At 64.1% G+C, this 24,767-nt stretch carries 24 protein-coding genes; 7 read left to right on the plus strand and 17 right to left on the minus strand.

Translation table 11 applies throughout. The features are described from left to right. Positions 1-73 precede the first annotated feature (73 nt). From OUY36_RS20160 to rloA2, 3 genes are all read right to left on the minus strand, one after another. Positions 74-1,843 (minus strand): sodium:solute symporter family protein, encoded by a 1,770-nt coding sequence (locus OUY36_RS20160; RefSeq protein WP_063540742.1) that lies wholly within the window; start codon positions 1,841-1,843, stop codon positions 74-76. 3 nt (positions 1,844-1,846) lie between these two features. After that, positions 1,847-2,110, minus strand: a complete 264-nt coding sequence (locus OUY36_RS20165; protein WP_063540741.1) for a DUF4212 domain-containing protein — start codon at positions 2,108-2,110, stop codon at positions 1,847-1,849. A gap of 665 nt (positions 2,111-2,775) precedes the next feature. Next, a complete protein-coding gene (gene rloA2, locus OUY36_RS20170; RefSeq protein ID WP_063540740.1) occupies positions 2,776-3,285 on the minus strand; it encodes a retropepsin-like aspartic peptidase RloA2 in 510 nt (169 codons plus the stop codon). A 143-nt stretch (positions 3,286-3,428) separates the two neighbouring features. On the opposite strand from rloA2, the gene dbpA reads away from it, so the two are divergent. Continuing rightward, positions 3,429-4,808 (plus strand): ATP-dependent RNA helicase DbpA, encoded by a 1,380-nt coding sequence (gene dbpA, locus OUY36_RS20175; protein ID WP_110778868.1) that lies wholly within the window; start codon positions 3,429-3,431, stop codon positions 4,806-4,808. 137 nt (positions 4,809-4,945) lie between these two features. Continuing rightward, positions 4,946-7,129 carry a YccS family putative transporter gene (gene yccS / locus OUY36_RS20180; RefSeq protein WP_267935767.1) on the plus strand — a complete coding sequence of 728 codons (2,184 nt, stop codon included), beginning with the start codon at positions 4,946-4,948 and terminating at the stop codon, positions 7,127-7,129. Here the strand turns inward: yccS and OUY36_RS20185 are convergent. Continuing rightward, on the minus strand, positions 7,126-7,890 hold the full coding sequence (locus OUY36_RS20185; protein ID WP_267935769.1) for a substrate-binding periplasmic protein: 765 nt from the start codon (positions 7,888-7,890) through the stop codon (positions 7,126-7,128). The genes yccS and OUY36_RS20185 overlap by 4 nt on opposite strands. Positions 7,891-8,024: 134 nt before the next feature. Between OUY36_RS20185 and OUY36_RS20190 the strand changes: the two genes are divergently transcribed. Further along, positions 8,025-9,209 carry an NAD(P)/FAD-dependent oxidoreductase gene (locus tag OUY36_RS20190; protein WP_267935770.1) on the plus strand — a complete coding sequence of 395 codons (1,185 nt, stop codon included), beginning with the start codon at positions 8,025-8,027 and terminating at the stop codon, positions 9,207-9,209. Between the two features lie 28 nt (positions 9,210-9,237). Here OUY36_RS20190 and OUY36_RS20195 read toward each other — a convergent pair whose 3' ends face one another. From OUY36_RS20195 to OUY36_RS20220, 6 genes are all read right to left on the minus strand, one after another. After that, entirely contained in the window at positions 9,238-9,420 is a 183-nt protein-coding gene (locus OUY36_RS20195) for a hypothetical protein (protein ID WP_102838861.1), read from the minus strand. Between the two features lie 62 nt (positions 9,421-9,482). Further along, positions 9,483-9,788: a hypothetical protein gene (locus OUY36_RS20200; RefSeq protein ID WP_110778864.1), complete on the minus strand. Its 306-nt coding sequence runs from the start codon at positions 9,786-9,788 to the stop codon at positions 9,483-9,485. Between the two features lie 131 nt (positions 9,789-9,919). Then, positions 9,920-12,166 carry a putative bifunctional diguanylate cyclase/phosphodiesterase gene (locus OUY36_RS20205; protein WP_267935771.1) on the minus strand — a complete coding sequence of 749 codons (2,247 nt, stop codon included), beginning with the start codon at positions 12,164-12,166 and terminating at the stop codon, positions 9,920-9,922. Positions 12,167-12,380: 214 nt separating this feature from the next. Further along, the gene (locus tag OUY36_RS20210; RefSeq protein WP_063540733.1) at positions 12,381-12,854 is read right to left on the minus strand and encodes a hemerythrin domain-containing protein; all 474 of its coding nucleotides are present in this window, start codon (positions 12,852-12,854) and stop codon (positions 12,381-12,383) included. Positions 12,855-12,942: 88 nt separating this feature from the next. After that, positions 12,943-13,221: a DUF3509 domain-containing protein gene (locus OUY36_RS20215; RefSeq protein ID WP_063540732.1), complete on the minus strand. Its 279-nt coding sequence runs from the start codon at positions 13,219-13,221 to the stop codon at positions 12,943-12,945. A gap of 177 nt (positions 13,222-13,398) precedes the next feature. After that, on the minus strand, positions 13,399-14,013 hold the full coding sequence (locus OUY36_RS20220; protein ID WP_267935772.1) for a class I SAM-dependent methyltransferase: 615 nt from the start codon (positions 14,011-14,013) through the stop codon (positions 13,399-13,401). A 280-nt stretch (positions 14,014-14,293) separates the two neighbouring features. Here OUY36_RS20220 and OUY36_RS20225 point away from each other — a divergent pair, with 280 nt between their 5' ends. Further along, positions 14,294-14,674, plus strand: coding sequence for a response regulator (locus OUY36_RS20225; protein WP_063540730.1), 381 nt, complete (start codon positions 14,294-14,296; stop codon positions 14,672-14,674). Between the two features lie 61 nt (positions 14,675-14,735). Here the strand turns inward: OUY36_RS20225 and fba are convergent, their stop codons facing one another. The 7 genes from fba to OUY36_RS20260 form a co-directional block, all read right to left on the minus strand. Further along, the gene (gene fba / locus OUY36_RS20230) at positions 14,736-15,800 is read right to left on the minus strand and encodes a class II fructose-bisphosphate aldolase (RefSeq protein ID WP_102838865.1); all 1,065 of its coding nucleotides are present in this window, start codon (positions 15,798-15,800) and stop codon (positions 14,736-14,738) included. A 175-nt stretch (positions 15,801-15,975) separates the two neighbouring features. Next, on the minus strand, positions 15,976-16,311 hold the full coding sequence (locus OUY36_RS20235; protein WP_063540728.1) for an MliC family protein: 336 nt from the start codon (positions 16,309-16,311) through the stop codon (positions 15,976-15,978). Between the two features lie 20 nt (positions 16,312-16,331). Further along, positions 16,332-16,529 carry a hypothetical protein gene (locus OUY36_RS20240; protein ID WP_013984292.1) on the minus strand — a complete coding sequence of 66 codons (198 nt, stop codon included), beginning with the start codon at positions 16,527-16,529 and terminating at the stop codon, positions 16,332-16,334. Between the two features lie 115 nt (positions 16,530-16,644). After that, on the minus strand, positions 16,645-17,805 hold the full coding sequence (locus OUY36_RS20245; protein WP_267935773.1) for a phosphoglycerate kinase: 1,161 nt from the start codon (positions 17,803-17,805) through the stop codon (positions 16,645-16,647). 49 nt (positions 17,806-17,854) lie between these two features. Beyond that, complete coding sequence (epd, locus tag OUY36_RS20250) at positions 17,855-18,901, minus strand: erythrose-4-phosphate dehydrogenase (protein WP_267935774.1); 1,047 nt, start codon at positions 18,899-18,901, stop codon at positions 17,855-17,857. Between the two features lie 106 nt (positions 18,902-19,007). Then, positions 19,008-21,005 (minus strand): transketolase, encoded by a 1,998-nt coding sequence (tkt, locus tag OUY36_RS20255; protein ID WP_267935776.1) that lies wholly within the window; start codon positions 21,003-21,005, stop codon positions 19,008-19,010. A 96-nt stretch (positions 21,006-21,101) separates the two neighbouring features. Further along, on the minus strand, positions 21,102-22,040 hold the full coding sequence (locus OUY36_RS20260) for a LysR substrate-binding domain-containing protein (RefSeq protein ID WP_267938221.1): 939 nt from the start codon (positions 22,038-22,040) through the stop codon (positions 21,102-21,104). A 143-nt stretch (positions 22,041-22,183) separates the two neighbouring features. Here OUY36_RS20260 and OUY36_RS20265 point away from each other — a divergent pair, with 143 nt between their 5' ends. The 3 genes from OUY36_RS20265 to OUY36_RS20275 all read left to right on the plus strand — a co-directional run bounded on the left by OUY36_RS20265 (position 22,184) and on the right by OUY36_RS20275 (position 24,763). After that, a complete protein-coding gene (locus OUY36_RS20265) occupies positions 22,184-23,080 on the plus strand; it encodes a TauD/TfdA family dioxygenase (protein ID WP_110778856.1) in 897 nt (298 codons plus the stop codon). After that, positions 23,077-23,679 (plus strand): LysE family translocator, encoded by a 603-nt coding sequence (locus tag OUY36_RS20270; RefSeq protein ID WP_125872059.1) that lies wholly within the window; start codon positions 23,077-23,079, stop codon positions 23,677-23,679. The genes OUY36_RS20265 and OUY36_RS20270 overlap by 4 nt, the downstream gene beginning before the upstream one ends. Positions 23,680-23,761: 82 nt before the next feature. Beyond that, positions 23,762-24,763, plus strand: coding sequence for an ArsR/SmtB family transcription factor (locus OUY36_RS20275; protein ID WP_267935777.1), 1,002 nt, complete (start codon positions 23,762-23,764; stop codon positions 24,761-24,763). The last annotated feature ends 4 nt before the right edge of the window (positions 24,764-24,767 follow it).

A 24,767-nucleotide genomic window follows, 5' to 3' on the forward strand; every position in this document is an offset into this window, starting at 1 on the left:
GCTTCCAACTGGAAGCCCGACTTCTACCTCAACCTTGTGTCAGAGCAGGTCTGACGTCCGGCTGCATTATCAGTTAGTGATCAAGTGCAACGCCAGCACCCTTCGGGGTACGAACGCTCTCGACCAGATCCTGAATCTCCTGCGGCGGGGCCTCGGTAGCCATCGAAACGGCGTAGGCAACAGCGAAGTTCAGAATCGCGCCCACGGCACCGAAGGCCTGCGGGGAGATGCCCATCCACCACTGATCAGGGGTGTTCGGGATGCTTGCGGTGCCAGGGATGAAGAACCAGCCGAGGTACAGGAAGATGTACACGGCGGTACTTACCACACCAACCAGCATACCGGCGACCGCACCCTTGCTGTTCACGCGCTTGGAGAAGATACCCATCATCAGCGCCGGGAACAGGCTCGCTGCCGCCAGACCGAATGCCAGCGCCACCACCTGCGCGGCGAAGCCCGGTGGATTCAGACCCAGCCAGGTGGCCAGCAGAATCGCTGCCGTCATGGACAGACGAGCGGCCAGCATTTCGTTCTTCTCGCTGATCTTCGGATTGATGAGTGTCTTGATCAGGTCATGACTGATGGCAGACGAGATCGCCAGCAGCAGACCCGCAGCGGTCGAGAGCGCAGCAGCGATAGCACCCGCAGCGATCAGACCGATGACCCAGCTCGGCAGGTTGGCGATTTCCGGGTTGGCCAGAACGATGATGTCATTGTTCACGGTCAGCTCGTTGCCGTTCCAGCCACGCTCGGTAGCGGTCGGAGTGAAGGCGGCGTTGGCGTCGTTGTACATCTGCACACGACCGTCGGCGTTCTTGTCTTCCCACTTGATCAGACCAGTCTGTTCCCAGGTCTGCACCCACTGCGGACGATCTTCATAACGGATCGCTTCGGCCTGCGGGCCTTCCGGATAGATGGTGTTGACCAGGTTCAGGCGTGCCATGGAGGCAACGGCCGGAGCGGTGAGATACAGCAGGGCGATGAAGACCAGGGTCCAGCCAGCGGACCAGCGGGCATCAGCCACCTTCGGTACGGTGAAGAAGCGGATGATGACGTGCGGCAGACCAGCGGTACCGATCATCAGCGACAGGGTGAACAGGAACATGTTCAGCTTGTTGTCGACGTCAGCGGTGTAGGCAGCGAAGCCGAGGTCAGTAACGACCTGGTTCAGCTTGTCGAGCAGCGGCATACCGGACTCGGTATGAGTGCCGAACATCCCGAGCATCGGGATCGGGTTGCCAGTCAGCTGCATGGCGATGAACACGGCCGGGATGGTGTAGGCAATGATCAGAACCACGTACTGCGCCACCTGGGTATAGGTGATGCCCTTCATGCCGCCGAATACCGCGTAGGCGAACACGATGGCAGCAGCGATCCAGATACCGGCGGAGTTGCTCACTTCCAGGAAGCGGGAGAACGCCACACCAGCACCAGCCATCTGGCCGATTACGTAGGTAACGGAGATGAGGATGAGGCAGACGACAGCTACCAGGCGAGCGCCACGGCTGTAGAAACGGTCACCGATGAAGTCCGGCACGGTGAACTTGCCGAACTTGCGCAGGTACGGCGCCAGCAGCATCGCCAGCAGCACGTAACCACCGGTCCAGCCCATCAGGTACACGGAAGTGGCATAACCGCCGGAAGCGATCAGACCGGCCATGGAAATGAAGGAAGCCGCAGACATCCAGTCTGCCGCCGTTGCCATACCGTTGGTTACCGGGTGAACACCACCACCAGCGACATAGAACTCTTTAGTTGACCCGGCGCGAGCCCAGACCGCGATCCCGATATAGAGCAGGAACGAGGCGCCCACGAACAGCATGTTGATCCAATATTGGCTCATGGCTTATTCCTCAACCCCAAATTCCTTGTCCAGTTTGTTCAGCCGCCACGCGTAGTGGAAGATGATCGCAATGAACGTGATGATGGAACCCTGTTGAGCAAACCAGAAGCCTAGATCCGTACCCCCGACGGGGATCCCGGAAAGCAGGGGACGCAAGAGAATGGCAAAGCCATAAGAGACCAGAGCCCAGACCACGAGGCTCCATGTTATGAGGCGAACATTCGCCTTCCAGTACGCAGCAGCATTTTCTTTATCGTTGTCGGCCATTGACGTTCTCCGCCTTATTGTTATTGCGAGTGAGAGAAAACCACATGCTGAATCTAACAAAGGTGCCTTATAGAATGAAAGCCCCGACTTTAGTCTGACAATCAACCCCGAGCGGCGACCGGGCACTGCGCCAGAGCCTGCGAAGACGCCGCGTTCGCCACCAGCACTTTGCCATCAGACGGCCGCCAACCTTCGATCCAGACCGCCGCCCATCTCCTTGCCAGCGGTCCGCCAGCAGCCGTACGGATGAGATTGGCGGCCGGCAACGGCCGGTTTAAACGCGACTAACCGGTCACCAAACTACCAACCGTTATATATATGTGAAAGACAACGGCAGAGCAGAACAATACACGGGCAATGCAATACAAAAAGACACAACGAATTAATTAACTTATAGCGATTCCACTTAAATAAATTAATTAATTCCACGCCAGATCACGCCATTAATTAGCACTAATGTATTGCCAATTCATTGCACTTGTTCGAGTCGGGCCGAGACAATCCGCAGCGCACCATGGCACGACTGCTAGCTAGTCATGCGCACCGCCGGCCAGTGAACGGCAGACCAGCCGTGAATGGAGGGACGGACCCCGGCCCGGTACGGCCTGGGCCCGCCGTAGCACTGCGAGGCGAGGCGCAGGCCTAAGGCTGACGCACGGCGGCGCTCAGCAGGTCGGCTGGCCCGCCGTGTAACGTTCGGTCGGGTAGATCGCGGCGTTCAGGTCGCGAATGGTTTCCGCGCCGATGAGCAGCGGGTAGCTGAAATGGCTGCGGTCGGTGAGGTTGACCTCGACCTCGCGCAGCTGGTCGCCAATGCACAGCTGCATGCCGACGATGGGACGCTCGGCGCGCGGCGGCTCGCTTCCCGGATCGATGTCACCGGCTTCCTCGGCACGGGTCTTGATCCGACTGATGCCCAGCATGCGCTGCTCATAGAGCGTGTCATCGGCGCCATCCACGGCCAGGCGGAACCGCACCCAGTCCTCGCCGTCGCGCTGGAACTGCTCGATATCACGGGCCGACAGCGAGGCCGTCATTGCGCCAGTGTCCATCTTGGCCGGAAGGATCTTGCCGATCTCTTCGATCTTGATTCGTTCGTAACGTCCATAGAGCGTGGGCTCGGCTGCAAAAGCGGGCAGTGCCAGCAACCCAGCGAGGAAAAGCACACGAGACAAAACAACCTCCTGCTTAGAGCGATTGGGTAGTTTTCGATCAGGTGTCACCTCCAGGGTTCCGTCTACCGAAGCGCCCATGCGCGCCGCGCGTTTCAGTAGCGCCTGTTAGACTGCCGGTCGATTCCTTGCCGAAGATTCTTTCCGTGACCAGTACCGCCTTTTCCTCGCTGCCCCTCTCCGCGGCCATGCTGGCCAATCTCGAAGCGCTCGGTTACACGGCGATGACCCCGATCCAGGCGCAGAGTCTGCCCATCATGCTCAAGCGCCAGGACCTGATCGCACAGGCCAAGACCGGCAGCGGCAAGACCGCCGCCTTCGGCATCGCCCTGCTCGACCCGATCAACCCGCGCTACTTCGGCTGTCAGGCGCTGGTCCTGTGCCCGACCCGCGAGCTGGCCGACCAGGTGGCCAAGGAACTGCGCCGGCTGGCGCGGGCGGCGGACAACATCAAGATCCTCACCCTCTGCGGCGGGGTCTCCATCGGCCCGCAGATCGCTTCGCTCGAGCATGGCGCCCACGTGATCGTCGGCACGCCGGGACGCGTGCAGGAGCACCTGAAGAAAGGCACACTCAAGCTCGACGGCCTGAACACGCTGGTCCTCGACGAAGCCGACCGCATGCTGGACATGGGCTTCTACGACGCCATCGCCGAAATCATCGGACAGACGCCGGCCAGGCGGCAGACGCTGCTGTTCTCGGCCACCTACCCGGCCGGCATCAAGCAACTGTCGGCTACCTTCATGCGCGACCCGCAGCAGGTACGGGTCGAGGCGCTGCATGACGACACCCAGATCGAACAGCGCTTCTATGAAATCGATCCGCAGCAGCGCATGACTGCCGTGGTGCGCGTGCTGAGCGCCTTTCGACCGCAGAGCTGCGTAGCGTTCTGCTTTACCAAACAGCAATGCCAGGAGCTGGTCGAGCAGCTGACCAGCAAAGGCATTTCCGCGGCAGCGCTCAACGGCGATCTGGAACAGCGCGACCGCGACCAGGTGCTGGCGATGTTCGCCAACCGCAGCCTGTCGGTGCTGGTGGCAACCGATGTTGCCGCGCGCGGCCTGGATGTCGAGGCGCTGGATCTGGTTATCAACGTCGAGCTGGCGCGCGATCCGGAGATCCACGTGCATCGCATCGGCCGTACCGGACGGGCCGGCAAGCAGGGCCTGGCGGTCAGCCTCGTGGCGCCGGCCGAAGCCCATCGTGCACAGGCCATCGAAAATCTGCAGCAAGCGCCACTCAATTGGCAGCCATTGGATGCGCTCAAGTCGCAGTCCGGGGAACCGTTGCAGCCACCCATGGTGACCCTGTGCATCGCCGCGGGGCGCAAGGACAAGCTGCGCCCCGGCGACATCCTCGGCGCCCTGACCGGCGACGCCGGCATCCCGGGCAGCCAGGTGGGCAAGATCGCCATCTTCGATTTCCAGGCCTTTGTCGCAGTGGAACGAACTGTCGCCAGGCAGGCCCTCAAGCGCCTGAACGATGGCAAGATCAAGGGCCGCTCGCTGAAGGTGAGACAACTGTAGAACCGTACCGCAGTGCACGGCGAAGACGAGACACGCATACGGCCATCAAGGGAATGGGACTTGCAAAGCAAGATCGCTACCGTGACAGCCGCAAGAGCGCGACCGTCCAATCCGCTGCCACCTTGATGGACCGATAGATGCCGCAATCCTCGTTCCGCCAGTCACTGCGGCGCCTCTGGGCGCTGGAGAAGTTCGGCTACAGCCTGCGCGTGCTGATCGCCATGGCCGGCAGCATGGGCCTGAGCTGGTATCTCGGACAGCCGTCGCTGATCATCCCGCTGTTCCTCGGAATCATCGCCAGCGCCCTGGCGGAGACCGACGACAGCTGGCTGGGCCGGCTCAGCGCGTTGCTGGTGACCCTGCTGTGCTTCAGCATCGCCGCGGTAGCCGTCGAGTTGCTGTTTCCCTATCCGTGGCTGTTCGTCGCCGGCCTGGCGTTGTCCACCTTCGCCCTGGTCATGCTCGGTGCGCTTGGCGAACGCTACGGCGCGATCGCCCAGGCCACGCTGATCCTCTCCATCTACAGCATGATCGCCGCCGACCAGCGCAACGGCGAGTTGCAGCAGTTCTGGCGCGACCCGCTGCTGCTGGTGGCCGGCGCCGCCTGGTATGGCCTGCTGTCGGTATGCTGGAACGCGCTGTTTGCGCACCAACCGGTGCAGCAGAGCCTGGCGCGGTTGTATCGCGAGCTGGGCCTGTATTTCCGCTACAAGGCCGCGCTGTTCGAGCCGGTGCGCCAGCTGGACGTCGAACAGCGCCGGCTCGAGCTGGCGCAGCAGAACGGCCGGGTGGTCAGCGCCCTGAATGCGGCCAAGGAAACCCTGCTGCACCGCCTGGGCAGTGGTCGCCCCGGCAGCAAGATCAATCACTACCTGAAGCTGTACTTCCTCGCCCAGGACCTGCACGAGCGTGTCAGCTCTTCGCACTACCCCTACCAGGCCCTGGCCGAAGCCTTCTTCCACAGCGACGTGCTGTTTCGCTGCCAGCGCCTGCTGCGTCTGCAGGCCAGCGCCTGCAGCGAACTCGGCGAGGCCATCCAGCTGCGCCAGACGTTTCGCTACAGCGAGGCCAATGGGCAGGCACTGGAGGACCTGCAAGCGTCGTTGGAGCACCTGCGCGAGCAGAACAACCCGGCCTGGCGCGGCCTGCTGCGCTCGCTGCGTGCGCTGTCGAGCAACCTCTCCACCCTGCAGCGCCAGCTCGCCAGTGCCAGCGACCCCGCCGCGCTGGAAGGCACGCAGGACAGCAGCCTGCTGGATCGCCAACCGCAGACGCTGCGCGAGGCATTCAACCGCATCCGCCTGCAGCTGACGCCGACGTCCCTGCTGTTCCGCCACGCCCTGCGCATGGCCGTCGCCCTGGTCGCGGGTTACGCCGCGCTGCACGCCATCCATCCCGAGCAGGGCTACTGGGTGCTGCTGACCACCGTATTCGTCTGCCAACCCAACTATGGCGCCACCCGGATCAAGCTGGTGCAGCGGATCAGCGGCACCGTGCTCGGCCTGGTGGTCGGCTGGGCGCTGTTCGATCTGTTCCCCAGCCAGCCGGTGCAGGCACTGTTCGCCGTGGTCGCCGGAGTGGTGTTCTTCGCCACCCGCAGCACGCGCTACACCCTGGCCACGGCGGCGATCACGCTGATGGTGCTGTTCTGCTTCAACCAGGTCGGCGATGGCTACGGGCTGATCTGGCCGCGGCTGTTCGATACCCTGCTCGGCAGCCTGATCGCAGCCGCCGCGGTGTTCCTGATCCTGCCGGACTGGCAAGGCCGGCGTCTGAACCAGGTGGTCGCCAACACCCTCAGCTGCAACAGCGACTACCTGCGCCAGATCATGCGCCAGTACGACAGCGGCAAGCACGACGACCTGGCCTACCGCCTGGCCCGGCGCAACGCCCACAACGCCGATGCCGCGCTGTCGACCACCCTCTCCAACATGCTTCTGGAGCCCGGCCACTTCCGCAAGGATGCCGAGACCGGCTTTCGCTTTCTGATCCTCTCGCACACCCTGCTGAACTACCTGTCCGGCCTCGGCGCCCATCGCGAAAGCCTGCCTGATGATGCCAGCGATGCGCTGCTCGAGCGCGCCGCAGGGCAGCTGGCAGCGAGCCTCGACGATCTGGCCAAGGCGCTGGCACAGAACGAACCCGTGGCCATCTACAGCGAAGAGGAAGAAGCCCTGGCGCAGCAGCTCGAACAGATACCGGAGGAGATGGACGATGCCCATCGCCTGGTGCAGACCCAGCTCGGGCTGATCTGCCGTCAGCTGGCGCCGCTGCGCAGCATGGCCGCGCACCTGATCAAGCAGCAGCCGGTTCAGCGTTAGTACCGGGGCAACGCCTCCGGGGCGGGCATGGCGTGGCGGCGAAAGATCGCCGCGTAGCTACCGTCCTCGACCATCGCGGCGATCTCACGCTCGAAGGTCGCCACGATGTCGGCCGCCTGCGGGTGGTCGCTGCGCACCACCAAGGACAGCCCGGCCCGCCTGAACTCACCGGGGACGAAGGAGAGTTCATCCCGCTCATGGCCCAGCTCGCGCTCGAGATGGAACAGTACGGTGCGCTCATCCTCCAGCGTCAAGTCGACGCGGCCGGCAAGCACCATCGCCGCCGCCTGGACGAAACTGGCAGCGTAGCCCTTTTGCAACCGCGTGTTGTCGTCCAGTTCGTCGCTGTACATGTAGCCCCGGCTCAAGGCGATCGGATGGCCGATCAGGCTATCGAGGCCGTCATAGCGAAAGTCGCTTCCGCGTCGCTGGACCCAGCGCATCCGGTTGACCAGAAACGGGCGGGAGCTCAGCGTGTAGTCGACGCGCTTGAGCGTCGGCCAGCCATTGACCATGTCGTAGCTACCGCTGCGCAGGCCGAACAGTGCGCGCTCCCAGGGCACATCGATGTACTCGACCCGGTAGCCCCCGCGTTCCAGCGCGGTGCGGATCAGCTCGACGGACAGCCCTTCTCCGGGCAGGCTCTTATCCGTATAGGGCGGCCAGACGTTGCCGGCCAGACGAAGCACCTCCGCCGGCAGCGAAGCGCTTGCCAGCAGCAGCATCAGTCCGATCAATCGTCGCATGACCATCACGTCCACCCACCCTTCTGGCAAAGCGCTATCAGCCCATCAGAACACAACGCAGGTCGATTGACGTCGGCGCCTCGTCGGATGCCGGGCTGCAGCGAAACCGCGAGCGGAGTACCATCGCGCGTTTTCGAACGAGGTGCGCATTGGTGCAGACTGACGTGGTGGTTATCGGCGCCGGCGCCGCCGGCCTTATGTGTGCCTTCACCGCCGCTGCACGGGGCCGCCAGGTCTTGCTGCTGGACCACGCCAACAAGGCCGGCAAGAAGATCCTCATGTCCGGCGGCGGGCGCTGTAACTTCACCAACCTCTATACCGAGCCGTCGAATTTCCTCTCCAGCAACTCGCACTTCTGCAAGTCCGCGCTGGCGCGCTACACCCAGTGGGACTTCATCGAGATGGTCAGCCGCCACGGCGTGCCCTATCACGAGAAGAAGCTCGGCCAGCTGTTCTGCGATAACAAATCCAGCGACATCCTGGAGATGCTGCTGGACGAATGCGTGCGGGCCGGAGTCGATCTGCGCCTGGACACCGCCGTGACGGCGATCGAGCGGCTCGATCAGGGGTATGCGCTGCAGACCGGCATCGGCTCGGTGCGCTGCCAGTCGCTGGTGATTGCCACCGGCGGGCTGTCGATCCCGACGTTGGGCGCCAGCGGCTTCGGCTACCAGATCGCCCGCCAGTTCGGCCACAACGTGCTGCCGACCCGCGCAGGGCTGGTGCCATTCACCATCACCGACCCGCAACTCAAGACCATCTGTAGCGAACTGTCCGGCACCTCGGTGGAGGATTGCCTGGTCAGCTGCAACGGGCAGAGCTTTCGCGAGAACATCCTGTTCACCCATCGCGGCCTGTCCGGACCGGCGATCCTGCAGATCTCGTCGTTCTGGCAGCCGGGCGACGTGGTGCACATCAATCTGCTACCGCATCTCGAACTCGGCGAATGGCTGGTGGCGCAGAAGCAGGAACGGCCGAACATCGAACTGAAAACGCTGCTCGGCGAAGTCTTCACGCGCAAGATGGCCGGGCTGCTGTGCGAGCACTGGTTTGACTCGCGACCGTTGAAGCAGTACGGGCCCAGTGAGCTGGAGGCGATCGCGAACAAACTGGCGGACTGGCAGCTGGTACCCGCGGGGACTGAGGGTTACCGGACGGCGGAGGTCACGCTGGGCGGGGTGGATACCCGCGAAGTATCGTCCAAGACCATGGAATCGCAGAAGTCGCCAGGGCTGTACTTCGTCGGCGAGGTACTGGACGTTACCGGCCACTTGGGCGGGTTCAACTTCCAGTGGGCCTGGGCATCCGGCCACGCCGCCGGCCAGTTCGTCTAGCGGACGCTGCCGGAGCAGGCCGCCCGGATTACTCGTTGGTCCGGTTGGAGGGTGGCGAAATCTCCCGCGGCCCCGCCGGGTCGGTCGCGGTGTTCTGATATTCCTGCTGGTTGCGGGTGTTGTTGTCGTAGGCAGATCTTTCATCGTCCGGCGAGCAGCCCAGCAATGTGAGGGCAGCCAGCGCGCCGGCCAAGGCATGTATCGGCTTCATCTTCGTCTCCGGTTGAGGGCACCCCCGCATGTGCGGAGGCGCCTGGATCAGATGCTCGGCGGTTACTGGGAAGTGCCGGTGCCAGTGCTCGGTGCGGTGCCCGAACCGGACTCGGTGCCCAGACCACTGCCGTTGTCGGCCGGTGGGGTTGCCATGCCGCCGGAAGTGCCGGTGCCAGTTCCGGTGCTTGGTGCGGTGCCGGTACCAGTGCCGGTGTCTGCAGGCGGCGTGGTGGTGCTGGTGGAAGGCGCGGCAGGCTGCTCGGTAGTCGCCGGCGGCGGAGTCGGCTCGCGCTCGCGGTCTTCATCCGGACCGCAACCTACCAGCAGAAGTCCGAGCACGGGGGGCAGCAGATAGCTAAGACGCATGATTAACCTCCTTCAGAGTGAACCGGCGGGTGGCCGGCAATCGCTTGAATCGTCAGATTCACAGAAGGTTGACCCTGTCTTGGCGCAAGAGTGCCCTGCCCGCCTGGTCGGTTATCCGCAGCGCAGCTCGATCAGCCCGACAGGGTCTCAGTTGACAGGCGCTCCGCTGCTGCCGGACGCCGCAGGCTCCACAGGCCGTCCAGACAACGCTCGCCGTCGAACAGCCGCTGCAACTCCGCCGCCGGGCGCGGCGGGCTGAGCCAGTAGCCCTGGATGGTCCGACAACCCTCGGCGCCGAGAAAGACCACCTGCTCGCACCGCTCCACGCCCTCGGCGACCACCGCAAGGCCCAGGCTCTGGCCGAGCCCGATGATCGCCCGACTGATCGCCACCGAATCGGTATCTGCCGGCGCCGCGGCAATGAAGCTGCGATCGACTTTCAGGACATGCAGCGGGTAGCGCTTCAGGTAGCCGAGCGAACAGTAGCCGGTGCCGAAATCGTCCAGCGCCAGACGCACGCCCAGCGCCGCGATCTCGCGCAGGCAACTGAGCATCATCTCGCTGTCGTGCATCAGCAGCGTTTCGGTGATCTCCAGCAGCAGACTCTGCGGCGGCAGCCCGGTTTCTTGCAGTACGCGCGCCAGCAGCTCGGCGAAATCAACCTGCTGCAGCTGACGTATCGACAGATTGACCGCGCAGTACAGCAGAGGCTGTCCCGCCTGCTGCCAGCGGCGGACCTGCCGGCAGGCTTCGCGCAGCACCCACTCTCCGACCCGGACGATCTCGCGCGACTCCTCCAGCACCGGAATGAATTCGTTGGGCGCCACTGCCTTGTCATTGAAGCGCCAGCGCAACAGTGCCTCGACGCCAAGCAGATAGGGTTGATCGCCAACCACCCGGCAGATCGGCTGAAAGTGCAAGGTGAATTCGCCGCGGGTCAGCGCCTGCGCCAATGCGCTTTCGAGTTCCAGCTGGCGAGCCGCCTTGCTGTGCAGACCATCGCAGAACAGCGCGAACTGGTCCTTGCCGGCGCTCTTGGCCCGGTACAGCGCCAGATCCGCCGCCTGCAGGGCATTGAGTGCCTGCCCGTCGCGTTGCAACGGCGCGATGCCGATGCTGGCGCTGACCGACAGGGTGCGCTCGCCCAGCTGCAGCGGCTCGCGCAGGGCAACCAGCATGCGCTGGGCAACCCGCTCGGCGTCGGCCTCGCAGGCCAGATCGCCGAGCAGGGCGACAAATTCGTCACCGCCGAAACGCGCCAGGTGATCGCCCGGCCGCAGGCAGCGCAGCAGCCGCTGCGCCACTTCGACCAGCACCTGGTCGCCGGCGCCATGTCCGAGGCTGTCGTTGATCAGCTTGAAACGGTCCAGATCGACGAAGAGCAACGCGGCGGCACGCCCATGCGGGCGTTGCTGAACCTCCTTGAGCAGCTCTTCCAGGTGCAGGCGGTTGGCCAGCCCGGTCAGCGAATCATGGCGCGCCGCATGCCGCAGACATTCCTCGGCCGCCTTACGTGCGCTGATGTCGGTCTGCGAACCGGCCAGGCGCAGCGTGCCCAGCTCGCAGCGCTCGGCGACGCCGCGCAGCAGCACCCAGAGGTACTCACCGCGTTCGGTGCGCACCCGGTACTCGTAGGTCAGCGAGGCGGTGTGTCCGTTGAGATGATCGGCGATGGCCTCGCGCAGGCCCGGCAAGTCGTCTGGATGCACCCGTCCGAACCAGTCGCGGCTGGTGTAGTCGGGCTGCGACGGCATTTCCAGCATGGCGGTCCAGCGCTCGGACAGGTGCAGCTGGTCATGCTCGATGTCCCATTCCCAGATGCCGTCTTCGGAGCCACGCAAGGCGCGGGTCAGACGCGCCTCGCTGTCTTCCACCGCGTGCCGCTGAGCGGCGCTGTAGGTGTCGATGGCCAGAATCATGTCGAAGAAGACGATCTTCAGCAGGCTGTCATAGGCCGCCTGCTGCTCGCCTTCGCCCAGCAGCGCCCGCAGCATGTCCGACAGGTACAGCCGGTAAGCGCCGAGATACCATTCCAGATCGACACCGACGCGCTGGTGCACCAGGCCGACCAACAGGCGGTCGCGCACGTAGTCACGTTCGTACGGGCCGTTCCAGAGTCGCCGGTAGTAATCCTGCTGACGCTGCTTGAGACGTGCCAGGCCGATCCCATCGTTCTGCATGACCGTTGGCTGGCCGAACGTGGCGAGATGCGTATAGAGCCGCTCGATGAAGGCGTGATGAGCCGGCTCAAGCTCCGCGGCGAGCCGATTCAGGCGCAGCGCATCAGCGGTCTGCCATTGTAGGAAACGCTTGCGCGTCAGGATCTGATCGAGTCCCAGACCAACCCGATGCAGCAGTGACCTCAGCTCGTCTTCCATGCCCGCCCCTGTCGATGCTGGCCCAACCACACTTCCACACCCGGCTTGCAGCCAGCTGAGTGTGGTGAGTGCACCAGCTGATGCTATAAAGCCATCAAGGGTCGCAGCGACGCTTCGTCGCATTATTGATGCACGTCAGCAAAGACGAAGGTCCGCTCGGAAGCTAGGAGAGCGGGATACCGGGCCGGGCGATCCCGGTATCCAGGCGAACGGATCAGGCGGCCTGCTTGCCAGCCATCTCCTTCTTCAAACGGGTGCGCAACTGGCTCATCTGCTCACCCATCTCCTCGAGTCGCTTGGCATCGAACAGTTCTCGCGCCTGCGGGAACATCTCCGACTCCTCCTCCTCGATATGGTGCTCGAGCAGTTCCTTGCATACCTTGGCGCGCCCGGAGAATTCCACACTTCCGGGGTCGGTGGCCTTGAGATCCGGTAGCACCAGCGAATCGACGGCGCGATGCTCTTCCTTGGCCTCGTGGAACATCTTCAGTTCTTCCTTGCCGCCCGCTTCCTTGTAGGCCGGATAGAGGATCTGCTCTTCGAGCTGGGTGTGAATGGTCACTTCCATTTCCAGCTTGCTCAGCAGATCGGTGCGCGTCTTCACGGCGCGCTCGGTGGACTCGGTCAAGCGCGTCAGCAGGTCCTTCACGCGCTCATGGTCCTCAATCAGCAGGTCGATGGCGTTCATGTGTTGTCCTCTTCAGCTTCACGGCAAAGGAGCCGAACCGCGACGTTCGGCTCGAAGGGCTGCGGCGTGGGCGGCAGCCGGTAAGGGCTCAGGCGTACTCGTAGGTCGGCAGTGCGGTACGGCTCTGGCTCTGCAAATGCGCGATGGATGGAGACATCCCGGCCTCCAGCGCCAGATCCCGGCGAACCGAGCTGACGACCCATTCGAGTTGAATCTTCGTCTGGGTCTGCCCCTTCGACAGCGCTCGCTTGACCAGCGTGCGGTCATCGTTGCGCAGGGTCAGCAGCAAGCCGCCATCCGGGCGTGGCTCGGTGAGTACTTCGAACTCAGGGAAAGCGGCAGTGAGGAATTGTTGTGCAGCGGTCATTGTTCTGTACTCCAGTAAAGTTCCAGCGAACATTACGGGAGCAGCGTTCGTGCCAACCGCGGATTATTATTTTTATTCTTATAAAACAATGAGTTAGGCAAATATCACATTTCATCCGACCGTGCAAAACGCAACATGAAGTGTGACGCAGCTTGCATTCTGCGGCCTGCGCTACCGCTAAACCTTGCGCCAGACGCTCGCCAGCCAGGGCTGCTGGGCACGTGGCAAGCCGGCCGGACGATAGTAGTGCTCCAGTTCGGTGAAACCGGCAGCCAGCAACCGCTTGCGCCAGGCAGGCCAGTCGTACCAGACGCCGTAGCGGTCGCCGCTCCATCCTTCCTCGTTGTGACCGCGCGGATTGGAACAGAACAACACCCCGTCCGGCCTCAGGGTTTCGTGCAGCTGCGCCAGCACCCGAGGTAGCTCACGGCTGGGCACATGAAACAGCACCGCGTTGGCGAATACACCGTCGAACGATGCTGATGGCAGCTGCAGCTGCAAGAGGTCTTGTTGCCAGACCTCACAGCCGCTCTCGGCGCGGGCCATGTCGACGAATGCCTCGGTGCCATCCAGTCCTACGGCTACATGCCCTCGCGCCTTGAAAGCCCTGAGATCGCGCCCAGGACCGCAGCCGAGATCAAGGATGCGCAGGGGAGGCTCGGCCCGAATGTGACGCAGAAGGGCATCAATGTTCTGGCTGACGTCATGCTCGCGCGTGCCCTCTCGAAAGGCCTGTGCATTGCTTCGGTAATGATCGAGCGTGCGCTGTGCCGCGCTCCACGGGTCGCTCATGGTCTCTCCTGCAAGAATGATCAAGGGCAACCCTAGCGCGGCTGGGCGCCGCGAGCCAGCCCAGGCGTCCCCAGCTGGGCGCCCCCGGCTAAGGTCGACATTGAGCGCAGTGCTGAAAGCGTCGAGTATGATCGCAAGCGTGCACCAGCGCACAGCGGCAGCCGACACGACGACCGTTCAGCCGCAGGACTGAAACTTGCAGCGCGTAACCTGTCGAAACCCTGTCCGGCTCCAAGCTACGGGCGGGCATGCAGCACGTAACGCAACATCGAGACCCACCATGAATCACGCCCTGCCAAAAATCGTACTGCTCGTCGAAGACGAGCCGCATATCCTCAGCCTGCTCTCGGATTATCTGGCCGGAGAGGGCTATCAGGTGCTGGAAGCGGACAGTGCGCCCAAGGCTTTCGAAATCCTGGCGACCAAGCCACATCTGGATCTGCTGGTCACCGACTTCCGCCTGCCAGGCAACGTCTCCGGAGTGATGATCGCCGAGCCCGCGCTCAAGCTGCGACCAGAGCTCAAGGTGATCTTCATCAGCGGCTACCCCATCGAGATCTACGAATCCGGCAGCCCCATTGCCCGCTCGGCGCCGGTGCTGGCCAAGCCCTTCGCGCTGGATACCCTGCGCTGCCAGATCCAGGAGCTGCTCGCCAGCTGAGCACTGCCGGCGCGCAGAAACGAAAAAGCCCGCATCAGCGGGCTTTTTCATGTCCGAGCGATCAGTTGATCTTCGGATCCAGCTCGCCATTGGCATAGCGCTGGAACATGCCTTCCAGCGAGATCGGCTTGATCTTGCTGGCATTGCCGGCGGTACCGAAGGCTTCGTAGCGGGCGATGCAGATGTCGCGCATGGCGGCGACCGTCTTGGCCAGGTACTTGCGCGGGTCGAACTCGCTGGGGTTCTTCGCCAGGAATTCGCGGATCGCGCCGGTGGAGGCCAGACGCAGGTCGGTGTCGATGTTGACCTTGCGCACGCCGTACTTGATGCCCTCGACGATCTCCTCGACCGGCACGCCGTAGGTTTCGCCGATCTCACCGCCGTACTCGTTGATGATCTTCAGCCACTCCTGCGGCACCGACGAGGAACCGTGCATCACCAGATGGGTGTCCGGGATGCGCGCATGGATTTCCTTGATGCGCTGGATCGACAGGGTGTCGCCGGTCGGCGGCTTGGTGAACTTGTAGGCGCCGTGGCTGGTGCCGATGGCGATGGCCAGGGCGTCGACCTTGGTCTTGGCGACGAAGTCGGCAGCCTCTTCCGGATCGGTCAGCAGCTGGCTGTGATCGAGAACGCCCTCGGCGCCAACGCCATCTTCCTCACCGGCCATGCCGGTTTCCAGGCTGCCCAGGCAACCCAGCTCACCTTCCACGGAAACGCCGCAGGCATGGGCGAAGGCAACGGTCTGCTGGGTCACGCGCACGTTGTAGTCGTAATCGGCGGGGGTCTTGCCGTCCGCCTTCAGCGAGCCGTCCATCATCACCGAGCTGAAACCCAGCTGGATCGAGCGCTGGCAGACGTCCGGACTGGTGCCGTGGTCCTGGTGCATGCACACCGGGATGTGCGGGAATTCTTCGATCGCCGCCAGGATCAGATGACGCAGGAACGGCGCACCGGCATATTTGCGCGCACCGGCGGAAGCCTGGACGATCACCGGGGAATCGGTCTTGTCGGCCGCTTCCATGATGGCGCGCATTTGCTCGAGGTTGTTGACGTTGAAGGCCGGCACGCCGTAGCCGAACTCGGCGGCGTGGTCGAGCATCTGGCGCATGCTGATGAGTGCCATGTTTTCCTTTCTCCCGGTCTGGGTCGTTTGATCGTGTAGAGCCTGCCGCAGTGGCCGACGCTGTTCAAGCGCCGCACGCTGGGCGCGGCATTGTAGAGGCGGGAGCGACAAATGCCAGCGTCCCGCCAGCTTTCAATTCGTGCCCCGCAGCCGCGAGGCGTTCGCAACGTGTCGCCTAGAGGCTGATGAGCGATGCGCTGCAGCCGTGGGCCAGCACCTTGTCATCGGTGACGCGATACACCAGCGCCTGGTTGCCTCTGTCATGGAAAGCGATTACGCCATCGCTATAGAAAGTGCCATGCGTTGCAGGTTCCTTGCGCAACGTATGAATCCGCTCGCTGTCGCCGATCTTCAGATCGATGACGTTGCGTTCGGCATTGGCATAGCGCCAGGCGATGTGCTGCTGGCTCTGGCACTTCCAGCGCACGAACGGTGCGTCCGGGCCGGACTGCCAGTGCCCGCACCCGCCGAGCAGCAGCGCGGCGAGCAGCATGGGCAAGCCTTTGTTCATTCCATCTCCTCGAGGCGAAATCAGTCCGGACAGTCTTGCAGTCCGCCCTGGGTAACGACGGTCGGATCGCCAGTGGCCTGCATCTGCATGCGCTGATCATGCTCGGCGGTCGGACTGAGCACCGGCGGCGGGTCGAGCACCTGACAGGCGGTATCCGGTGAATTGCCGGCGCAACCGGCCAGGCCCAGGCAACAAACGGCAACAGCGATGTAGCGCATGGGGAATCCCCTTTCCTTGTTCCGATAAGAACAAAGACCACGGCGAGCCGCCGGGGTTGCCGCTTGCATCAGCGGGCAGCCAGTACCGAGGACGACACTGGCTGCCCGATCGGTATCAGCTGGCGCGCTGTTCCAGCACCTCGACCGCCGGCAGCACCTTGCCCTCGACGAACTCGAGGAAAGCGCCGCCACCGGTGGAAATGTAGGAAATCTGCTCGGCCACGCCGTACTTGTCGATCGCCGCCAGGGTGTCGCCACCGCCGGCAATGGAGAACGCCGGGCTCTGGGCGATGGCCTGGGCCAGCACCTTGGTGCCGTTGCCGAACTGGTCGAACTCGAACACGCCCACCGGGCCGTTCCAGAGGATGGTCTGCGAAGCCTTGAGCATCTCGCCGAACATGGCCGCGGTCTTCGGTCCGATGTCCAGGATCATGTCGTCGTCGGCGACGTCGGCGATGGCCTTGACCGTGGCCTCGGCGCTCTCGGCGAACTCCTTGGCGACCACCACGTCCACCGGCAGCGGAACGGCAACCTTGGCCGCGATGGCCTTGGCGGTGTCGATCAGATCGGCCTCGTGCAGCGACTTGCCGACCTTGTAGCCGGCCGCGGCGAGGAAGGTGTTGGCGATGCCGCCGCCGACGATCAGCTGGTCGCAGATGTCGGCCAGCGAGGTCAACACGTCGAGCTTGGTCGATACCTTGGAGCCGGCGACGATGGCCACCATCGGCCGCTGCGGCTTGTCCAGCGCCTTGCCCAGCGCATCCAGCTCGGCGGCCAGCAGCGGGCCGGCACAGGCGACCTTGGCGAACTTGGCCACGCCATGAGTCGAGCCCTGGGCGCGATGAGCGGTGCCGAAGGCATCCATGACGAAGACGTCGCAGAGGGCAGCGTACTGCTGCGCCAGCTCGTCGGTGTTCTTCTTCTCGCCCTTGTTGAAGCGCACGTTCTCCAGCAGGACCAGCTCACCCGGCTTGACCTCGACACCGTCCAGGTAATCCTTGACCAGCGGCACCTTACGGCCGAGGGCCTTGGAGAGGTAGTCGGCGACCGGCTTGAGGCTGTCTTCCTCACTGTAGACGCCCTCTTCCGGACGGCCCAGGTGCGAGCAGACCAGCACCGCAGCGCCTTTCTCCAGCGCCAGCTTGATGGTCGGCAACGAGGCCAGGATGCGCGCATCGCTCTTCACCGCGCCATCCTTCACCGGCACGTTGAGGTCCTCGCGGATCAGCACGCGCTTACCCTGGAGGTCGAGATCGGTCATCTTCAAAACGGTCATGTTGGTCTTCCTTAAGGTCGAGAAGCAGCGATGTTGCAAGCGCGTGCCGCTACGGGCGATGGGCCACGCGCAGGTAATGGTCGGTGACGTCGAGCATGCGGTTGGCGAACCCCCATTCGTTGTCGAACCAGGCCAGCAGGTTCACCAGGCGCGGGCCGGAGGCACGGGTCAGGCTGCCGTCGACGATCGCCGAATGCGGGTCGTGGTTGAAGTCGCAACTGGCATGCGGCAATTCCGTGTAGGCCAGCAACCCCTGCAACGGGCCGCTTTCGGCGGCCTCGCGCAGCACCTTGTTGATGGTCTGCGCATCGGTATCGCGCGCCGTCTGCAGCGTGATGTCCAGGCAGGAGACGTTCACCGTCGGCACCCGCACGGCTTTGGCCTGAATCCGCCCGGAGAGTTCCGGCAGCAGGCGTTCGATGCCTTTTGCCAGGCCGGTGGACACCGGAATCACCGACTGGAAGGCCGAGCGAGTGCGGCGCAGGTCATCGTGATGGTAGGCGTCGATCACCGGCTGGTCGTTCATCGCCGAATGGATGGTGGTGATCGAGGCGAACTCGATGCCCACCGCATCGTTGAGCAGCTTGAGCAACGGCACACCGCAGTTGGTGGTGCAGGAGGCGTTGGACACCAGCCGCTCGGAACCCGTCAGCTGCCCCTGATTGATGCCCATCACCACCGTGGCGTCGACATCCGCCGCGCTGGCCATCGGCTGGGAAAACAGTACCCGCGGCACACCCGCCGCAAGGAAGCGCTCGCCATCGGCACGGCTGGTATACGCGCCGGAGCACTCCAGCACCAGATCGACGTCGAGCGCGCGCCAATCGATGGCTTCCGGCGTCGACTCGCGCAGCACCTTCACGCAGTGCCCGTTCAGATGCAGACAATCGCCGTCCACGCCCACTTCGCCGGGGAAACGACCATGAGTGGAATCGAAGCGGGTGAGGTATTCCAGGCTGGCCATGTCGGCCAGGTCGTTGAGGGCAACGAACTGGAAATTGAAGGCAGCGCCGCGCTCATAGAAGGCACGCAGCACGCAGCGACCGATGCGGCCGTAACCGTTGAGGGCGACGCGATAGGGACGGGCGTTGGCCATGGGAATCGTCGGTCCTGGCGGTGGAAAACCACCGCGCGGGTTTTCCACCCTACGCAAGGTGGCGTGACGTAGGGTGGATGACCAGGGTCATCCACCGCCGCTCGATTTAGTCTTCCAGCAGCTCTTCGGCCACCGAGAGGATGTTGTCGACGGTGAAGCCGAATTCCTCGAACAGCTGACCGGCCGGGGCCGACTCGCCGTAGGTGGTCATGCCGATGATGCGGCCGTCGAGACCGACGTACTTGTACCAGTAGTCCGCGTGGGCCGCCTCGATGGCGATGCGCGCACCGACTTCCACCGGCAGTACCTGCTGCTTGTAGGCCGCGTCCTGGGCGTCGAACACGCTGGTGCAGGGCATCGAGACGACGCGCACCTTGCGGCCCTGCTCGGTCAGCTTGTCGGCAGCCTGCACCGCCAGGCTGACTTCCGAACCGGTGGCGATCAGGATCAGCTCCGGCTCGCCGGCGCAGTTCTTCAGGATGTAGCCGCCGCGGGCGATGGCCGCTTCGGTTTCATTGTCGCGCACATGGAACGGCAGGTTCTGCCGCGAGAAGATCAGCGCGCTCGGGCCGTCCTTGCGCTCGACCGCGTGCTTCCAGGCCACCGCGGACTCGACGGTGTCGGCCGGGCGCCAGGTATCCAGGTTCGGCGTGGTGCGCAGGGCGACCAGCTGCTCGACCGGCTGGTGGGTCGGACCGTCTTCGCCGAGGCCGATGGAGTCGTGGGTGAACACGTAGATCACCCGCTGCTTCATCAGCGCCGACATGCGCACGGCGTTGCGTGCGTATTCCATGAACATCAGGAAGGTCGCGCCGTAGGGGATCAGGCCGCCGTGCAGGGCGACACCGTTCATGATCGCGGCCATGCCGAACTCGCGCACGCCGTAATACATGTAGTTGCCCGAGGCATCCTCGGCCACCACCGGCTTGCAGCCCTTCCACAGGGTCAGGTTGGAGCCGGCCAGGTCCGCCGAGCCGCCGAGCAGCTCCGGCAGCAGCGGGCCGAAGGCGTTCAGGCAGTTCTGACTGGCCTTGCGGCTGGCGATGGTTTCGCCCTTGGTGGCGACTTCACGGATGAACTCGCTGGCCTTCTCGGCGAAGTCCGCCGGCAGCTCGCCGGCCATGCGGCGTTTGAATTCAGCGGCCAGTGCCGGGAACTCGGTCTCGTAGGCAGCGAAGCGCTTGTTCCACTCGTTTTCCGCATCGGCGCCCTTCTGCTTGGCATCCCACTCGGCGTAGATCTCGGCGGGGATTTCGAACGGCGGGTGGTTCCAGCCCAGCGCTTCGCGGGTCAGGGCGATTTCGGCATCGCCCAGGGCAGCGCCGTGGGACTCCTCCTTGCCCTGCTTGTTCGGCGAGCCGAAGCCGATGATGGTCTTGCAGCAGATCAGTGTCGGCTGGTCGCTCTTGCGCGCGGTTTCCAGCGCCATCTGAATCTCGTCGGCGTCATGGCCGTCGACATTGCGGATCACCTGCCAGCCGTAGGCCTCGAAGCGACGCGGGGTGTCGTCGGTGAACCAGCCATGCACCTCGCCATCGATGGAGATGCCGTTGTCATCGTAGAAGGCGATCAGCTTGTTCAGCCCCAAGGTGCCGGCCAGCGAGCAGACCTCGTGGCTGATGCCTTCCATCATGCAGCCGTCGCCGAGGAACACGTAGGTGTTGTGGTCGACGATCTCGTGGCCGGGGCGGTTGAACTGCGCGGCCATGACCTTCTCCGCCAGGGCGAAGCCGACGGCATTGGCCAGACCCTGACCCAGCGGGCCGGTGGTGGTCTCGACGCCGGCGGTGTAGCCGAACTCCGGGTGGCCCGGGGTCTTGCTGTGCAGCTGGCGGAAGTTCTTCAGGTCATCGATGGACAGGTCGTAGCCGGTCAGGTGCAGCAGCGAGTAGATCAGCATCGAGCCATGGCCGTTGGACAGCACGAAGCGGTCGCGGTCGGCCCACTGAGGGTTGGTCGGGCTGTGCTTCAGGTGGTCGCGCCAGAGCACTTCGGCGATGTCCGCCATGCCCATGGGGGCACCGGGATGGCCGCTGTTGGCTTTCTGCACGGCATCCATGCTGAGTGCGCGGATGGCATTGGCTCGCTCACGACGGCTGGGCATCGCTGAATCTCCTGCGGGGGTGTACCTGGAAAAAGGCGGCCATTTTCCCCTACCGAGGGTGGCCGGGGCAATGACTGAATGGCCTGGCAAGCACCGTCAATCCAACAGCTCGATGCCCTGCCCGGTGACATCCGGCAGGTGCTCGAGCAGATAGTCGCGCATGCGCGTCAAGGTGGAAGACTCGCTGTCGCCGGCCGGCCAGACCAGGTAGTAGCTGTCGCCGGATTTGACCGCCTGCCCGAACGGCAGCACCAGACTGCCGCGCTGCAGCTCGGCACCGACCAGCGCCAGATCACCGATCGACACGCCATGCCCCTGAGCAGCGGCGGAGATGCCCAGCTCCAGGGTGTCGAACAGCTTGCCCTGCTGCCAGGCGACCTCATCCGCCCGCCCGGTGCGCTGCAGCCAGCGCCGCCAGTCACGGCAGTCGCGCGACGGATGGATCAGCTCGGCCTGCGCCAGCTGCTGCGTGCTCCACGGCGCGGCCCCGAGCAGCTCGGGCGCACAGACCGGCACCAGCCATTCATCGAACAGCTTGACCCGGCGCCAATCGGCAGGAAAGCCGCCATTGCCGAGCAAGATCGCGCAGTCGAACGGCTCGCTGTGGAAGTCCACGGCGTCCAGGTCCATCCAGGCGCTGGTCAGCTGCACGCGGTTCTGCGGGTTGGCCACCTGGAAGCCTTCCAGCGTGGCGAGCAGCCAGCGCATGGTCAGCGTCGAGGGCGCCTTGAGACGCAACGCGCCGCGCTGTCGGGTAACCGCGACGCAGGCATTCTCGATGGTCCGAAACCCGACCCTCAGCTCCTGCGCCAGCAAACGACCGGCATCGGTCAGGAGCAGCCGCGGACCGTGGCGTTCGAACAACTGGCAGCCGAGGTGCTCTTCCAACGTCTTCACATGCCGACTGATCGCGCTCTGCGTGATGAACAGGCTCTGCGCCGCCTGGGTGAAGGAGCCGAAACGCGCCGCCGCCTCGAAGGCCCGTAGGGCATAGAGCGGCGGCATGCGAAGCGATTCAGCCGCTCCGTCATGCATGACTTTCACTCATGCTTCCTCCTCGTTTTTTCCGTTTTTCATCGCATTCGCCGCCGCCAATACTGCGCCAGCACAAGGCTCAAGGCCAATACCGGGCCACCGCCTGTCATCGCCCAGCAACAATAAAACTCAGGGAACGACGCATGCAAAACGATCATTACGAGCGGCTTCTGGCCAACGCGGTGGCACAAGGTGCACTGCGCCATGAGCAGATCGGTCAGATCATCAACTTCCGCCTGTTCGGCAACAAGCAAGGCTTCCTTCTGCTGGAAAACCTGCCGATCGGCGATATCCCGCCCACGCCCGTCAGCCGCGAGGACATTCGCAAACCGGACGACAGCAGCGAACGCCTGCTGCTGCAGGCGACCGCCCTGCTCGGCGAGCCGATCGGCTACACCCAGGAGTCCGACGGCTGCATCGTCAACAATTTCTTCCCGCAACAAGCGCTGTCACGGGCGGCCACCTCCGACAGTTTCGACACCGAACTGGACCTGCACACGGAAAACGCCTTCCATGCCGTCCTGCCCGATCATCTGGTTCTGCTCTGCCTGCGCCAGGACCCGGCAGCCGAAGCGGTGACCTACATCGCCTCGATCGAGCGCATCCTGCAGCGCCTGACCTTCGAGGAGCAGGCGTTCTTTCTCACCGAGCCATACAACTTCCTCTCCGATTACGGACCGACTTCGAAGAACCAGCGCATCGACATCAATCGCCACCAGACGGTGCTCTACGGTGATCCGGATGCGCCGTTCTTCCGCTTCGACCCGCACTTCATGCAGGCCTTCAGCAACCGTGCCCAGCAGCTGCTGGACAAACTGCGCAGCATCGCCTGGGACGTGGTCGAGCCGGTACGGCTGAATCGTGGCGACCTGCTGATCATCGACAATCGCCGCACCGCCCATGCGCGCAGCCCGTTCAGCGCCCGCTTCGACGGCAGCGACCGCTGGATACAGCGGGCATTCGCCATTTCCAATCCGAACTTCTACACCGAGCGCCTGGGCAACCGCAGCCGGGTCTTCGGCCTGGTGACCGAACTATGAACGCCACCTACCTCGCCTTTGCCGCCGCCGTTGCCCTGCTGATCGCCTCGCCCGGCCCCGTCGTCGCCCTGGTGGTGGCCGACGCCCGCCGCCGCTGGCCGCTGTGGACGATTCTCGGTGGCGTGGTATCGGCCCAGGTACTGATGATCGCCGCGCTGGTGATGATCTACCTGGCGCTGGACCTGCAACCGATCGTGCTCGAGGCCGGCCAGATCCTTGGCGGGCTCTACCTTATCTGGCTCGGCTGCGACGGCCTGTGTGGCGGCCGCAGCGACACCGCCACGCCAACCCGCAGTGAAGCGCACTATTTCTGGCGGGCCATGGCGGTGGGCCTGTCCAACCCGAAGGACATCCTGTTCTTCCTCGCCTTTCTGCCCGGCTTCATCCTGCCCGCGCAGCCGTTCGCGCCGCAGGCAATGGTGCTCATCCTGATCTGGGCAATCATCGACCTGAGCATCCTGCTCACCTACAGCCTGCTGTCGCGTCGCCTGGCCGGCGAAGGGCTGATCCAGCGCCTGCTGGATATCCTGCCCAACTACTTCCTCATCGGCCTGGGTCTGGTCTCCTGCACCCTCGGACTGTCCCGCCTGCTGCATTGACCCTGCGCCAGCAAGGGCAATATCAAAACTTTTTGATATTGCCCTTGCTGGGTGAAAACGGTCCGACTAGACTTCGCGGCCTATGAGCCTGCGCTTTCCCCAGATCCGTTACGACGCCAGTGACCAGCTCGCCGCCCTGTGCAAGGCCGGCGGCGATGCGCTGCGGCTGAACGTGCTGCGCGCGTTGGCCAGCGACTCGTTCGGCGTGCTGGAGCTGGCGCAGATCTTCGCCACCGGCCAGTCGGGAATGAGCCATCACCTCAAGGTGCTGACCCAGGCCGGGCTGCTGGCGACCCGCCGCGAAGGCAATGCCGTGTTCTACCGGCGCAGCCTGCCGCAGCTCGACAGCCTCGGCGGCAGGCTGCATGCGGCGCTGCTGGAAGAAGCGGACCGCCTGGAACTGCCGCGCGAGATCGAGGCGCGCATCGCCGCCGTGCATGCCCAGCGCAGCGCCGCCAGCGAGGATTTCTTCGCGCGCATGGCCGACAGCTTTCAGGCCCGCCAGGACCTGATCGCCGGCCTGCCGCAGTACCGCGACAGCGTGGTGGCCCTGCTCGACGCGCTGAACTTCGCTGCCGACGCCACGGCGCTGGAAGTCGGCCCCGGCGACGGCAGCTTTTTACCGGAACTGGCTGGTCGCTTCGCCCGCGTCGTGGCGCTGGACAACAGCCCGGCGATGCTCGACCTGGCGCGTGCCCGCTGCGAACAGGAGGGGCTCGACAACGTCGAGCTGAAGCTCGCCGACGCACTGCACGACGACTGCCGCCCAGCCGACTGTGTGGTGTTGAACATGGTGCTGCATCACCTGGCAGCGCCGGGCGAAGCGATGAAACAACTGGCACGGCTGGTGAACGCAGGCGGTAGTCTGCTGGTCACGGAGCTGTGCAGCCACAACCAGAGTTGGGCCAGGGAGGCCTGCGGCGATCTCTGGTTGGGCTTCGAACAGGACGATCTGGCCCGTTGGGCCGATGCCGCGGGGCTCACGCCCGGCGAGAGCCTCTACATTGGCTTGAAAAACGGTTTTCAGATCCAGGCCCGGTGCTTCTCCCGGTCCGCTCCTGACGACCGACTCACCCACCGGTAATAGG

The organism is Stutzerimonas sp. R40042 (genome assembly GCF_026642215.1).
In the GTDB taxonomy this organism is placed as follows: domain Bacteria; phylum Pseudomonadota; class Gammaproteobacteria; order Pseudomonadales; family Pseudomonadaceae; genus Stutzerimonas; species Stutzerimonas frequens.